The following is a 12,783-nucleotide window of genomic DNA, read 5'->3' on the forward strand; positions in this document are numbered from 1 at the left end:
TTTAGGAAGATGTTCCGCCCGTCCATTCGGGTACGGCGCCGGTGTCGAAACCTAAAAGTGAAAGCGCGTGGGCGGTGCTGTGGGTGATGATGTCGTCTATGGTTTGCGGCTGCTGGTAGAGGGCGGGGGTAGGCGGGAAGACGATGCCGCCCATTTCGGTAACGCGGCGCATATTGTCTAGATGGGCAAGGTTGAGCGGGGCTTCGCGCACCATCAGCACAAGGCGGCGGCGCTCTTTCAGGACTACGTCCGCCACGCGTGTCAGCAGGTTGTCGCCGAAGCCGTTTGCAACCGCAGCCAGCGTGCGCATCGAACAAGGGGCAATCAGCATCCCGTCGGTTTTAAACGAACCGCTGGCGATGGCGGAACCTATATGGTTTATCGGATGGACGACATCGGCAAGGCGGTAGAGTTCGTCTTTTTCATACGGCGTTTCCAGCGCGCGCGTCATTTCCGCGCTTTTGGATACCACCAGATGCGTTTCGACATCGTGTGCGCGCAAAAGCGCCAAGGCCTTGATGCCGTATTGGAAACCGCTGGCTCCGCTGATGCCGATAATCAAACGTCGGGTCATGAAAGTCTTTCGTAAAAGCGTATTTTGGCAACATTATAAAGCAGGTCGTCTTGACAGGCAGGTTTCATATTTTGAACAGCGGCTGTTTGACTGAAGGCAAGGGTAGGGGAGGCGGTTCGGCAGAAGCAGCCGAAATATGTTATAAATAAGCCCTTCTACCGACCTCAAATTGGAGCATACGACATGGAATTGGTATTTATCCGCCACGGACAAAGCGAATGGAACGCGAAAAACCTGTTTACAGGCTGGCGCGACGTGAAACTGAGCGAGCAGGGGCTTGCCGAAGCCGCCGCCGCCGGTAAAAAACTGAAGGAAAAAGGTTACGAGTTCGACATCGCCTTCACTTCCGTCCTGACCCGCGCGATTAAAACCTGCAACATCGTTTTGGAAGAATCCGACCAACTGTTTGTGCCGCAAATCAAAAGCTGGAGGCTGAACGAGCGCCACTACGGCCAACTGCAAGGTTTGGATAAAAAACAAACCGCCGAAAAATACGGCGACGAGCAAGTCCACATCTGGCGCCGCAGCTACGACACCCTGCCGCCGCTGCTCGATCCGAAAGACCCGTTCTCCGCGCACAACGACCGCCGCTATGCCAACCTGCCCGCCGATGTCATCCCCGACGGCGAAAACCTGAAAGTTACTTTGGAGCGCGTGCTGCCGTTCTGGGAAGACCAAATCGCCCCCGCGCTTCTGAGCGGCAAACGCGTCCTGGTCGCCGCACACGGCAACTCACTGCGCGCATTGGCCAAACACATCGAAGGCATTTCCGACGAAGACATCATGGGCTTGGAAATTCCGACCGGTCAGCCGCTGGTGTACAAATTGGACGACAATTTGAAAGTGGTTGAAAAATTCTATCTGTAAGCTTTGCGGATAATAAAAAGGTCGTCTGAAACCCTGATTTGTGGTTTCAGACGATCTTTCTTGTCTGAATACGCGTAGAAAGCCTATTGGGCGGTAAAGGTCGTCTGAAAAGTTTGTCCGCCTATGGTGATGTTGGCGATGTAGTCGCGTCTGCCTTCGACGCAGACGGGCAGGTGGATTTGGTGCGCTTGCCAGGTGCGCGGGGATTGTTGTTGGAGCATATAGCGGTTGAAGCCCATGTCCATGTCTTTCATGCTGAAGCTGATGCTGACTTGCTGTGTTTCGGCCGGGGTGTTTTCGACGGTGATGTCGAAGGCGGAGCGGTGGCTGATGGGGGTGGAGCGGACGTGCGAGCCGTCGGGCAGGGTGCAGCCTTTGATGAGGTCGCACTCGGCGGCGCGGGCTTGGGGCTGTTGTTTTTGCCACCAATCCAGCAGCAGGAGTTTGGCGGCGGCGAAGAGGATGAGGAGGACGCCTGCGAGGAGGAGTTTGCGGTTTTTGTCCATTTCAGACGACCTCGGTGTCATTGTCGGACAGGACGGCGTGTGCGCCTGCTGAGAGCCAGCGGTCGCGGTAGTTTGAAACCAGTGTTTCGGGTGCGGCGACAACCAGCGGAACGGATACGCCTTGTTCCAATATTTCAAGCACTTGCCGTGCGCTTGCGTCGTCGTTGACTTGCCAAACGACGACATCGGCATCTTGTACGCGTTGCCATTGTTCGCGGGTGTGTATCGATACCCAAACGCTTTGGGCTTGGGGCAGCTTGCCGAGTTTGCGCAGTTCGGTTTCTGAGATGAGGATGTTGGCGTGGTGCGGCTCGGCAAGGGAGTAGGGGGCGATGCGGTATTCGCCGGTGCTGTTTTGTCCGTGCAAACCGGTTTTCAGACGACCTTGAAGCCGGCGTGGGACGGAGAGGGCGCGCAGCAGCGGACCGTTGGCAGGCAGCATGGGGGCGACGTTGAAATCGCCCGCTTTTTGCCACGACCATGCCTGTCCTTCGCGGGATTGGGGTTCGCCCGTCCATTGGTCGGGGTTTACCCATAGAAATTTCAGGCAGACGCGGGCGTGTTCGTAGGAATGGATTTTGGTCAGCCAAGGTGTGGCGGCTAGGATGCGGATGCCGAGTTCTTCTTCAAACTCGCGTTGCAGGGCTTGGAAGTCGGTTTCGCCCGCTTCGACTTTGCCGCCGGCAAATTCCCAATATCCGGCATAGGGCTTGCCTTCGGGGCGGGAACTGAGCAGGTAGTCGCCGTCTTGGTTGAGCAGGATGCCGGCAACGACGCGGATAAGGGGGCGGGTGTCTTGGGTCATGGGAATGGGGAGAAAGGTCGTCTGAAAATCCGGAAAGGTCGGATTTGGGAATCCGACCTGCCAATGGGTGCTGTCTTATTTTTCGGCAACGACAAATGCCAACACGGTGTCTTCTTCGTCGCTCATGCTGAGGCTGACGCGGCTGATGCCTTGCTCTTCCAGCCATTTGGACAGGGCGGGGGCGTAGAAGAATTCGGGTTTGCCTAATGCGTCATGCCCGATGCCGATGTTGCGGAAGGAAACCGCGCCGCGTATGCCCGTGCCGACAGCTTTGGCGAAGGCTTCTTTGGCGGCAAAGCGTTTGGCAAGGTAGTTGACGGGTTTGCCCGCTTGCGGGAATTCGAGCAGCTCTTCGGGGGTGAGGATGCGCTCGGCAAACGCCTGTCCGAACTTTTTGCTCAGGCGGATGATGCGTTTGAGGGAAACGATGTCTGTGCCTATGCCGTAAATCATGCGGTGGTCTCCTTGTTGAGAGAAGGTCGTCTGAAAAGGTGGGTGTCGCCTATCAAGGCAGCATTCTTGCCCTGAACATGGTTTCCTTCATCTGGCGGACGGCTTCGGGCAGGCCGAGGAAGAGGGCTTGGGCAATCAGCGAATGCCCGATGTTTAGCTCGCGGATGGCGAGGATTTGGGCGATGGGGGTAACGTTGTGTATGGTCAGGCCGTGTCCGGCGTTGACGACCAAGCCCAAATCGCTGGCAAAATGCGCGCCGTTTTGCAGACGCTCGAATTGCTTGATTTGTTCGGCGTGGCTGTGTGCATCGGCGTATGCGCCGGTGTGCAGCTCGATAACGGGCGCACCGACATCATAGGCGGCTTGGATTTGATCGTTGTCTGCATCGATGAAGAGCGAGACGCGGATGCCTGCGTCGGTCAGGATTTTGGTGAACCCGGCGATTTTTTCTTGTTGCGCCAAAACGTCCAAACCGCCTTCGGTCGTGATTTCCTGACGTTTTTCAGGCACGATGCACACGTCTTCCGGCATGACTTTGAGCGCGTTTTCCAGCATTTCTTCAGTCAGTGCCATTTCAAGGTTCAGGCGCGTGCGGATGGCGTTTTTGACGGCGAACACGTCCGCGTCTTTGATGTGGCGGCGGTCTTCGCGCAGGTGCATGGTAATCAAATCCGCACCGTGCGTTTCCGCGACCAATGCCGCTTCCACGGGGCTGGGATAGGTCGTACCGCGGGCGTTGCGGACGGTGGCGATGTGGTCGATGTTTACACCTAAGAGCATGATGTGTCCTTTCTTTGGATTTTCAGACGACCCGCTAATTGTAATCTTTCTGGTCGAAAAAGGCAGCATACCGACGCATGCTGCCTTGCTGATTGGGAAAAATTGCAGTTGCCATAAGGATGGAAAGTCGTCTGAAACTCCCTTTCAGACGACCTTATATGCTTTTTTATACGCCTGCGGCTGCTTTCAATGCGGCAGCTTTGTCGGTGCGCTCCCAAGTAAACTCAGGCTCTTCGCGGCCGAAATGGCCGTAGGCGGCGGATTTACTGTAAATCGGGCGCAAGAGGTCGAGCATTTGGACGATGCCTTTGGGGCGCAGGTCGAAATGTTCGCGAACCAGGGCAATCAGTTTGTCTTCGCTGATTTTGCCTGTGCCGAAAGTGTCGATGGAAATCGAAGTCGGTTCGGCAACGCCGATGGCGTAGGAAACCTGAATCTGACATTGGGTTGCCAAACCTGCGGCAACGATGTTTTTCGCGACATAACGGCAGGCGTAAGCGGCGGAACGGTCCACTTTGGACGGGTCTTTGCCGGAGAATGCGCCGCCGCCGTGCGGAGCTGCGCCGCCGTAGGTATCGACGATGATTTTGCGGCCGGTCAGACCGCAGTCGCCTTGCGGACCGCCGATAACGAAGCGGCCGGTCGGGTTGATCAGGTATTTGGTTTCGGCAGTCAGCATTTCGGGCGGCAGAACAGGTTTGATGATGTGTTCGATCACGGCGTTTTTCAGCTCTTCGTAACCGATAGACGGATCGTGCTGGGTGGACAGGACGACGGTGTCGATGCGTTTTACTTTGCCGGTTTCGCTGTCGTAAACCACGGTCAACTGCGCTTTTGCGTCGGGACGCAGCCACGGCAGGCGGCCGTCTTTGCGCAATTCGCTTTGACGCTGCATCAGGCGGTGGCTGTAATAGATGGCAAACGGCATCAGGGTCGGGGTTTCGTCGCAGGCGTAGCCGAACATCAGGCCTTGGTCGCCCGCGCCTTGGTTCAGGTCGATGCCTTCGCCTTCGTTCACGCCTTGGGCGATGTCGGGGGATTGCTGGTCGTAGTACACGCCGACCGCGCAGCCGTTGGCATCAAAGCCCAGCTCGGACGAGTTGTAGCCGATGCGTTTGATGGTTTCGCGTGCGACTTTGATGTAGTCCACATGGGCGGTGGTGGTGATTTCGCCCGCCAACACGCACAAACCGGTGTTTACCAGAGTTTCCGCCGCGACGCGCGCTTTGGGGTCTTGCGCCAAAACCGCATCCAAAATCGCATCGGACACTTGGTCGGCTACTTTGTCCGGATGGCCTTCGGAAACCGATTCGGAAGTAAACAGATATTCGCTCATTTCAATATTTTCCTTCAAAAACAAGCCGTCTGCTTTCAGACGACCTGTTGTTTCATCATATATCCCACAACGGAAATCATAACAAAATTTCCACCTGCGCTCCATCCAAATGATAAATATTCCCACTTGGATAAAGCGGTTCGGAATCCTGCCCGCACAGAACATACGGGCAAAAAAATTCCCGCATCAAGCGGGGGGATTTGAATTGCCCTCTCGGACCACATCGGCTTTGCAGCCGTCCACCTTACCTTTCCGTCTGAAAAGCAGGTTGGCATGGAATTCCCAACTCTTAATGCACCGCGGATGTTAGCAGAAAAGCCCTTCCCCCGCAAGCCGCGCGCCCTTGCGTTTTACGTTACAATACGTCGTCTGAAAACACCCGAACACCCTATCATGCACCTGCCCTCCGCCATTCCCGCCCTTGCCGCCGCCCTCGTCCTTACCTTACCACTGGGCGCGTGCGGCAAGAAAACATCCGAACAAACCGTGCTTCAGGGCGAAACGATGGGCACGACCTATACCGTCAAATACCTTTCAGACGACCTCCCCAACCCGCCCGCGCCCGAAGCCGTAAAAAAACAGATCGACGGCGCACTCGAAGAAGTCAACCGCCAAATGTCCACCTACCGCGAAGACTCCGAAATCAGCCGCTTCAACCAAATGCGCGAAACCCGCGAACCCATGCCCGTTTCCGCCGATTTCGCCGCCGTAACCGCCGAAGCCTTACGCCTCAACCGCCTCACACAAGGCGCGCTCGACGTAACCGTCGGCCCGCTCGTCAACCTTTGGGGCTTCGGACCGAACAAAGAAATCACCCGCGAACCCACCCAGGCCGAAATCGACAAAGCCGCCGCCCAAACCGGTACGGACAAAATCATCCTCACGCAAAACGGCAAACAAGCCACGCTCGCCAAAACCCAACCCGAAGCCTATCTCGACCTCTCCTCCATCGCTAAAGGCTTCGGCGTGGACAAAGTAGCAGGCGAACTTGAAAAACTCGGCATCCAAAACTACCTTGTCGAAATCGGCGGCGAACTGCACGGCAAAGGCCGCAACGCCCAAGGCGAACCTTGGCGCATCGGCATCGAACAGCCCAACATCGTCCAAGGCGGCAACACCCAAATCGTCGTCCCTCTCGACAACCGCTCCCTCGCCACTTCCGGCGACTACCGCATTTTCCACGTTGACCCGCAAGGCAGGCGGCTGTCCCACATCATCGACCCCAAAACCCGCCGCCCGCTGTCGCACCGCCTCGCCTCCATCAGCGTCGTCGCCGACAACGCCACCACCGCAGACGGCCTGTCCACCGGACTTTTCGTACTCGGCGAAACCGAAGCCCTCAAACTCGCCGAACAGCAAAACCTCGCCGTTTTCCTGATTATCCGCGACCAAAACGGCTACCATACCGAAATGTCCGGCGCGTTTAAAAAACTACTCCATTAATATCTACAGACTCATATCCATCCCACAGGAACACCATCATGAAAACCCTACTCCTCACCTTCGGCCTCTTCCTCCTCGTCATCCTCGGTATGGCGGTCGGCTATATTTTCTCCAAACGCACCATCAAAGGCAGTTGCGGCGGCATCTCCTCGCTGGGCATGAAAAAAGTCTGCGACTGCGACACCCCGTGCGACACGCTGCAAAAGAAACTGGACGAACAGAAACAGCAGGAAAGCAAAGGCATTACCGTCGATCACTGACCTTACCCGAATCAGGTTCAGCCTGACTTTGAGCTTGGCAACACAAAAGGTCGTCTGAAACCGCATATTGCAGTTTTCAGACGACCTTTGATTTGCAAGTTTGGCTGTTTTTAAAAGGCAGACAGCGATTTAGCAAAGCTGCTCAAATTGCCGTCATTTCCGTACAAGCAGGAAGGACAGGACAGATATTTCCAATGTCGATTACGATACCAAACTCGCCAAAAAGGTCGTCTGAAAAACCTGAAATCCGTTTTTCAGACGACCTTTTGCTCCACCTTACAAGCGCGTAACGCTCAACACGCCTTTGACGTCGCCGAGGCTGGCGAGGACGCGCGGGAGGTCGTTGACTTGTTTGACTTCAAGCGTGAACCTCATGCTGGCTTCCAAGTCGCGGGACTGGGTTTGCACGGCGGTAACGTTGAGTTTGTGGCGGGCGAGCGCGTCGGATACATCGCGCAAAAGTCCTGAGCGGTCTTGGGCGCGGATTTCGACATCGACGGCGAACACTTGTCCTTCCTGCAACGCCGCCCAGCTTGCGTTCAACACTTTCTCGGGTGCTTGTTCGGCGAGGTGTTGGAAAGAGGGGCAGGTTTTGCGGTGGACGGAAATACCGCGTTCGCGGGTAACGAAGCCGACAATGTCGTCGGGCGGCGCGGGTTTGCAGCATTTGGCAAGCGTGGTCATCAAGCCGTCTTCGCCGTCAATGAGAACGCCGGTTTTGCCGCCTTTTTTGATTTTGGACTGTTTGACGATGGTAGTTTCGCTAACCGGTACGGGCGGCGGTTCGTTCAGCGTGCCGCAGGCTTTCTGGATGGCGCGGTTGGAAATTTCGCCTTGTCCGACGGCGGTGTAGAGGTCGTCGAGTTTTTTGTAGCCGAGGTTTTCGGCAAGCTCTTGCAGGTTAGGTTTGGGCGTGAGTTTGGCAAGCTGTTTGTCGAGTTGGACGCGGCCTTCTTCGCGCACGGTGTCGGCGTTTTGCTGACGGATGTAGGCGCGGATTTTGCCGATTGCCTTGCTGGATTTGACCCAGCCCTCGTAGAGCCAGTTGACGGAAGGATGCCCTTCTTTGGCGGTGATGATTTCGACGCGCTGTCCGTTTTCGAGCGGGGTGGACAGCGGCACGATTTGCCCTTCGACTTTCGCGCCGCGGCAACGGTCGCCGATGCTGCTGTGCAGGGCGTAGGCGAAGTCGATGGGGGTCGCGCCGGTGGGCAGGGAGAGGACTTTGCCGTGCGGGGTCAGGACGTAAATCGTGTCGTTGAAAAGCTCGGTTTTGAAGGCGGCGGCGAGGTCTTCCTTGCCGCTTTCCGCCATGTTTTCGCGCCAGTCCAAGAGTTGGCGCAACCAGGCGATTTTCTGTTCGTAGGCGGAATCGCCTTTGCCGCCCTCTTTGTAACGCCAGTGGGCGGCGACACCGAATTCGTTGAATTGGTGCATATCGAAGGTGCGGATTTGCACTTCCACGCCTTTGTCTTCCGGGCCGACAATGACGGTGTGCAAACTTTTATAGCCGTTGCCTTTAGGGTTGGCGATGTAATCGTCGAATTCGCCGGGGATGGGCTGCCAGAGGCTGTGGACGATACCCAGCGTGGTGTAACACTCAGGAACGGTATCGACCAAAATCCGCACGGCGCGGATGTCGAACAGCCCGTCGAAGCTGAGTTTTTTCTTCACCATTTTTTTGTAAATGGAGTAGATGTGTTTCGGGCGGCCGGCTACTTCGAAGTGAACGTTGTATTTTTTAAGTTCGCCACGCAGGATGTTGAGGAAGTTTTCGATGTATTCGAGGCGTTCGGTGCGTTTTTCGTCCAAAAGCAGCGCGATTTCGCGGTATTTTTCGGGTTCTTGGTGGCGGAAGCCGAGGTCTTCGAGCTGCCATTTGAGCTGCCACACGCCCAAACGGTTGGCGAGCGGGGCGAAGATGTCGAGGGTTTCTTTGGCGACGGCGCGTTTTTCAGGGCTGTCGGGGATATTGCTGAGGAACTGCATGGTGCGGGTGCGCATGGCAAGTTTGATTAACACGACGCGGATGTCGGTAACCATCGCCAGCAGCATTTTACGCATGGTTTCGGCTTGCTGCGCGCGTTCTTCGGAAGTGGCGAGGCTGTCCACGCGGGCGAAGTGGGTGAGTTTCTGCACTTCGTCCACACCTTTGACCAGCTCGGCGACGGTGCTGTTGCAGCGTTCGGAAACCAAGAGGTTCCAATCGGGAACGTAGCGTCCGATGTCGGCAAGCAGGGTTGCGGCGACAGCATCGGAGAGCAGGTCGAGCTCGTTGACCATCTGCGCCGCGCCGAGCAAATGGTCGAGCAGCGGTTCGCCATACGGCGTGGCGGCATCGGCGGGATAGTGTTCCTTTGCCAACGACCATGCGGCGCCGATGAGGTTTTTATCGTTGTCCGGCAGCGCGGCGCAGTAACTGTCGAACCATTCGCGCAATTCTTGCGGAGTCGCGCTTTGCGTGTCTTGAATCGGGCTGGTGGCGGTCATGATGGTGTCTTTTCGTTTCGATAAAAACAGGTTTATTGTAACAGGTTGCCAAAGGGATTTGCGGGCTGTTTTGCGGGATATAGTGGATTAACTTTAAACCAGTACGGCGTTGCCTCGCCTTTGCTCAAAGAGAACGATTCTCTAAGGTGCTGAGGCACCAAGTGAATCGGTTCCGTACTATATGTACTGTCTGCGGTTTCGTCGCCTTGTCCTGATTTAAAGTTAATCCACTATATTGTCTGTAAGTGGGTTGTTTCAGACGACCTTAAATGATATGGTTCGTCCGTTTGATGAACTTGAAAAGGAGTATCCGATGAAGCTGTATATTTACGACCATTGCCCGTTTTGCGTGCGTGCGCGGATGGCGGCTGGGCTGTTTGGCGCGGACGTTGAAGAAGTCGTGCTGGCAAACGACGACGAGGCAACGCCGATCGGCATGATCGGCGCGAAACAAGTGCCCATCCTGCAAAAAGAAGACGGTTCGTTTATGGGCGAGAGTTTGGACGTTGTCCGCTATCTTGACCGCGAGGGTCGTCTGAAAGATGAAACCCGCCCCGAAATCCAGGCATGGTTGGACAAGGTGGGCGAATACAACCTGAAACTTGTCCAGCCGCGCGTGATCAAACTCGAGCTGCCCGAATTTGAAACGCCGGAAGCGGTGAAATATTTCACGGATAAAAAAGAGAAAAGCATCGGCAGCTTCGCCGCCAATTTGGAGAAAACCGGTCAGTATGTGCAACGGCTGAACGGGGATTTGGCGGAACTGGAAACGCTGATGACCGAAGGCGGAGCAGGCTTGAACAGCGAAATCGGCATGGAGGACATATTGGTGTTCCCGATATTGCGCAACCTGACCGTCGTGCGCGGTATCGAGTGGCCGCAGAAGATTATGGACTACCTGCTGCGCATGAGCGAAGCATCGGGTGTGCCGCTGTATTTCGACCGCGCCTTGTAATAACCGAATCCGTCAGATAAAACAAACGGAAAGGTCGTCTGAAAACAGTTTTCAGACGACCTTTCCGTTTGCGCCCGCCCTACCTTCTGGGAGTGAATGGAATCAGGCGGAACAAGCATGGCGAGAAATTGTTGATGTATGACCCCGAACAGATCGGGTGATACATCAATAATTCCTAGCTGTGCTTATTGTGCGGCAGGTGCAGAAGCAGCAGCTGCGGCTGCGCCTTCAGCGGCGCTGCGTTGGTAGCCTTTGTCTTTCATACATGCATCGAACACGGCGCGGTCTTGGTTTGCACCGGAAGCTTGTTGACATTGAGCGATTGCCTCTTCAACGCTTACGCTAGGGGTTTTAGCTTCTTCAGTAGTTTTGCTGCTAGAGCAGGCACCCAGCATCAGGCTTGCAGCGGCAACGGCGATCAATAAAGTTTTCATGTCGTATATTCCTATTGTGATTGATGGTTTACAGCGCAAATTTGCGTCTGTCTCAAAACAGAGTCTCATCAGTACGATTTAGTTTCATTTACATATGAAAGGTTTTGATAAGTTTGAACTATGACAGTAAATGCCGTCAGGAAATGATAAGCGGTTTCAAAAATTTAAGGGACATAAACGCCGCCGGCATGGCAATGTAAAAAATCTCCTTTCCACTCCGGCAACACCGCCCAATCCCAACGCCCCGACCGCCTGCCGTTGGGCGGCGCAAGGGTTTTATGGCATAATCGCGCTTACCTTTCCATGCCGCAGAGACCACATCCCCCCTTCTGCGGTTTGCCGTAAACCGGCCGCACACTTTGCCGGCGGCATCCTATCAAACACACTATCAAAACATCCTCCCGTTTCAGACGACCCCATGCGGCATTCCGCATCCCGTCCGGACAGAAAGATACCGCCATGAATCCATTCGCCTCACTCGGGCTTGGCAGCGAAATCGTTTCCGCGCTGACCGAACAAGGTTACGAAAACCCGACGCCCATCCAAGCCTCCGCCATCCCCAAAGCACTTGCCGGCCACGACTTGCTCGCCGCCGCCCAAACCGGCACAGGCAAAACCGCCGCCTTTATGCTGCCCAGCCTGGAACGCCTCAAACGCTACGCCACCGCCAGCACATCGCCCGCGATGCACCCCGTGCGTATGCTCGTGTTGACCCCGACGCGCGAACTTGCCGACCAAATCGACCAAAACGTGCAGGGTTACATCAAAAACCTGCCGCTGCGGCATACCGTCCTTTTCGGCGGCGTCAACATGGACAAACAAACCGCCGACCTGCGCGCCGGCTGCGAAATCGTCGTCGCCACCGTCGGCAGGCTGCTTGACCACGTCAAACAGAAAAACATCAATTTAAACAAAGTCGAAATCGTCGTCCTCGACGAAGCCGACCGTATGCTCGATATGGGTTTCATCGACGACATCCGCAAAATCATGCAGATGCTGCCCAAGCCACGCCAAACCCTGCTCTTTTCCGCAACCTTCGCGCCCCCCATCCGCAAGCTCGCCAAAGACTTCATGAACGCGCCCGAAATCGTCGAAGTCGCCGCGCAAAATACCACCAGCGCCAATGTCGAGCAGCACATCATCGCCGTTGACGCGCTCAAAAAACGCAACCTCTTAGAGCGGCTGATTGTCGATTTGCAGATGAACCAAGTCATCGTATTCTGCAAAACCAAACAAAGCGTCGACCAAGTCACCCGCGACCTCGTGCGCCGCAACCTTGCCGCCCAATCCATCCACGGCGACAAATCCCAGCAAAGCCGCCTCGAAACCCTCAACGCCTTCAAAGAAGGCAGCCTGCGCGTCCTCGTCGCCACCGACGTTGCCGCACGCGGACTGGACATCGCCGAGCTGCCCTTCGTCATCAACTACGAACTGCCGACCCAACCCGAAGACTACGTCCACCGCATCGGGCGCACCGGCAGGGCGGGCGCGGACGGTGTCGCCATTTCCCTGATGGACAAAACCGAACAGAAAATGTTTGAAGCCATCAAGGAGCTGACCGGCAACGACTTGGCAGTCGAACGCATCGAAGGCTTCGAACCGAACTGGTGGGGAAGTGACGCCGACAGCGATACCGCCGCAGACACCCAAGCCGCCCCAACCCGCAGCCGCGGCAGCGACAGAAACCGTTCCGAACGGAACAACCGCAGCGAACGCAATGAACGTAACGAGCGCGGCGACAAATCCCAAAAAGCCGACAAAACCGATCCCGGCGTAGCCTGCGGCACCATCGCCGGACGCAGCCGCCGCAGCCGCAGGGAACGCCAACCCTGCGCCCTGCTGCAACCCAATTACGGCGCAAAATAAAGCCGGCTCCCCA

General features: G+C 56.0%; 13 protein-coding genes, 1 pseudogene and 1 riboswitch. Of the genes and pseudogenes, 5 read left to right on the top strand and 9 right to left on the bottom strand.

Going from position 1 to position 12,783, the window contains the following annotated elements; all coding sequences use genetic code 11:
- Window position 1 precedes the first annotated feature (1 nt).
- On the bottom strand, window positions 2-574 hold the full coding sequence (locus tag HMPREF2954_RS04025; protein WP_070689013.1) for a UbiX family flavin prenyltransferase: 573 nt from the start codon (window positions 572-574) through the stop codon (window positions 2-4).
- 183 nt (window positions 575-757) lie between these two features.
- Between HMPREF2954_RS04025 and HMPREF2954_RS04030 the strand changes: the two genes are divergently transcribed.
- The gene (locus tag HMPREF2954_RS04030; RefSeq protein WP_003766223.1) at window positions 758-1,441 is read left to right on the top strand and encodes a 2,3-diphosphoglycerate-dependent phosphoglycerate mutase; all 684 of its coding nucleotides are present in this window, start codon (window positions 758-760) and stop codon (window positions 1,439-1,441) included.
- Between the two features lie 83 nt (window positions 1,442-1,524).
- On the opposite strand, the gene HMPREF2954_RS04035 is transcribed toward HMPREF2954_RS04030, so the two are convergent.
- The 5 genes from HMPREF2954_RS04035 to metK form a co-directional block, all read right to left on the bottom strand.
- Window positions 1,525-1,947, bottom strand: coding sequence for a hypothetical protein (locus tag HMPREF2954_RS04035; RefSeq protein ID WP_036490984.1), 423 nt, complete (start codon window positions 1,945-1,947; stop codon window positions 1,525-1,527).
- 1 nt (window position 1,948) lies between these two features.
- Entirely contained in the window at window positions 1,949-2,752 is an 804-nt protein-coding gene (locus HMPREF2954_RS04040; protein ID WP_045073935.1) for an NUDIX domain-containing protein, read from the bottom strand.
- A gap of 75 nt (window positions 2,753-2,827) precedes the next feature.
- Complete coding sequence (acpS, locus tag HMPREF2954_RS04045) at window positions 2,828-3,205, bottom strand: holo-ACP synthase (protein ID WP_003755026.1); 378 nt, start codon at window positions 3,203-3,205, stop codon at window positions 2,828-2,830.
- Window positions 3,206-3,257: 52 nt separating this feature from the next.
- Window positions 3,258-3,986 (bottom strand): pyridoxine 5'-phosphate synthase, encoded by a 729-nt coding sequence (pdxJ, locus tag HMPREF2954_RS04050; protein ID WP_045073938.1) that lies wholly within the window; start codon window positions 3,984-3,986, stop codon window positions 3,258-3,260.
- Between the two features lie 166 nt (window positions 3,987-4,152).
- Window positions 4,153-5,322 (bottom strand): methionine adenosyltransferase, encoded by a 1,170-nt coding sequence (gene metK / locus HMPREF2954_RS04055; RefSeq protein WP_045073985.1) that lies wholly within the window; start codon window positions 5,320-5,322, stop codon window positions 4,153-4,155.
- A gap of 191 nt (window positions 5,323-5,513) precedes the next feature.
- Window positions 5,514-5,623: riboswitch (SAM-I-IV-variant riboswitch) on the bottom strand.
- 92 nt (window positions 5,624-5,715) lie between these two features.
- Here metK and HMPREF2954_RS04060 point away from each other — a divergent pair.
- Together HMPREF2954_RS04060 and nqrM are read left to right on the top strand one after the other, a co-directional pair.
- Complete coding sequence (locus HMPREF2954_RS04060) at window positions 5,716-6,765, top strand: FAD:protein FMN transferase (protein ID WP_045073987.1); 1,050 nt, start codon at window positions 5,716-5,718, stop codon at window positions 6,763-6,765.
- Window positions 6,766-6,803: 38 nt separating this feature from the next.
- The gene (gene nqrM / locus HMPREF2954_RS04065) at window positions 6,804-7,025 is read left to right on the top strand and encodes a (Na+)-NQR maturation NqrM (protein WP_003757168.1); all 222 of its coding nucleotides are present in this window, start codon (window positions 6,804-6,806) and stop codon (window positions 7,023-7,025) included.
- A gap of 276 nt (window positions 7,026-7,301) precedes the next feature.
- Here nqrM and HMPREF2954_RS04070 read toward each other — a convergent pair whose 3' ends face one another.
- Window positions 7,302-9,515 (bottom strand): RelA/SpoT family protein, encoded by a 2,214-nt coding sequence (locus HMPREF2954_RS04070; RefSeq protein WP_045073940.1) that lies wholly within the window; start codon window positions 9,513-9,515, stop codon window positions 7,302-7,304.
- A 41-nt stretch (window positions 9,516-9,556) separates the two neighbouring features.
- Window positions 9,557-9,753 (bottom strand): annotated as a pseudogene (locus HMPREF2954_RS13375) (hypothetical protein); the annotation flags it as partial.
- Between the two features lie 75 nt (window positions 9,754-9,828).
- On the opposite strand from HMPREF2954_RS13375, the gene HMPREF2954_RS04075 reads away from it, so the two are divergent.
- The gene (locus HMPREF2954_RS04075) at window positions 9,829-10,470 is read left to right on the top strand and encodes a GrxB family glutaredoxin (protein ID WP_045073943.1); all 642 of its coding nucleotides are present in this window, start codon (window positions 9,829-9,831) and stop codon (window positions 10,468-10,470) included.
- Between the two features lie 185 nt (window positions 10,471-10,655).
- Here HMPREF2954_RS04075 and HMPREF2954_RS04080 read toward each other — a convergent pair whose 3' ends face one another.
- Entirely contained in the window at window positions 10,656-10,904 is a 249-nt protein-coding gene (locus HMPREF2954_RS04080; RefSeq protein WP_003757173.1) for a hypothetical protein, read from the bottom strand.
- Window positions 10,905-11,363: 459 nt separating this feature from the next.
- Here HMPREF2954_RS04080 and HMPREF2954_RS04085 point away from each other — a divergent pair, with 459 nt between their 5' ends.
- Window positions 11,364-12,770: a DEAD/DEAH box helicase gene (locus HMPREF2954_RS04085; RefSeq protein ID WP_045073945.1), complete on the top strand. Its 1,407-nt coding sequence runs from the start codon at window positions 11,364-11,366 to the stop codon at window positions 12,768-12,770.
- Window positions 12,771-12,783 lie beyond the last annotated feature (13 nt).

Source organism: Neisseria sp. HMSC067H09, from assembly GCF_001814135.1.
Taxonomy (GTDB): domain Bacteria; phylum Pseudomonadota; class Gammaproteobacteria; order Burkholderiales; family Neisseriaceae; genus Neisseria.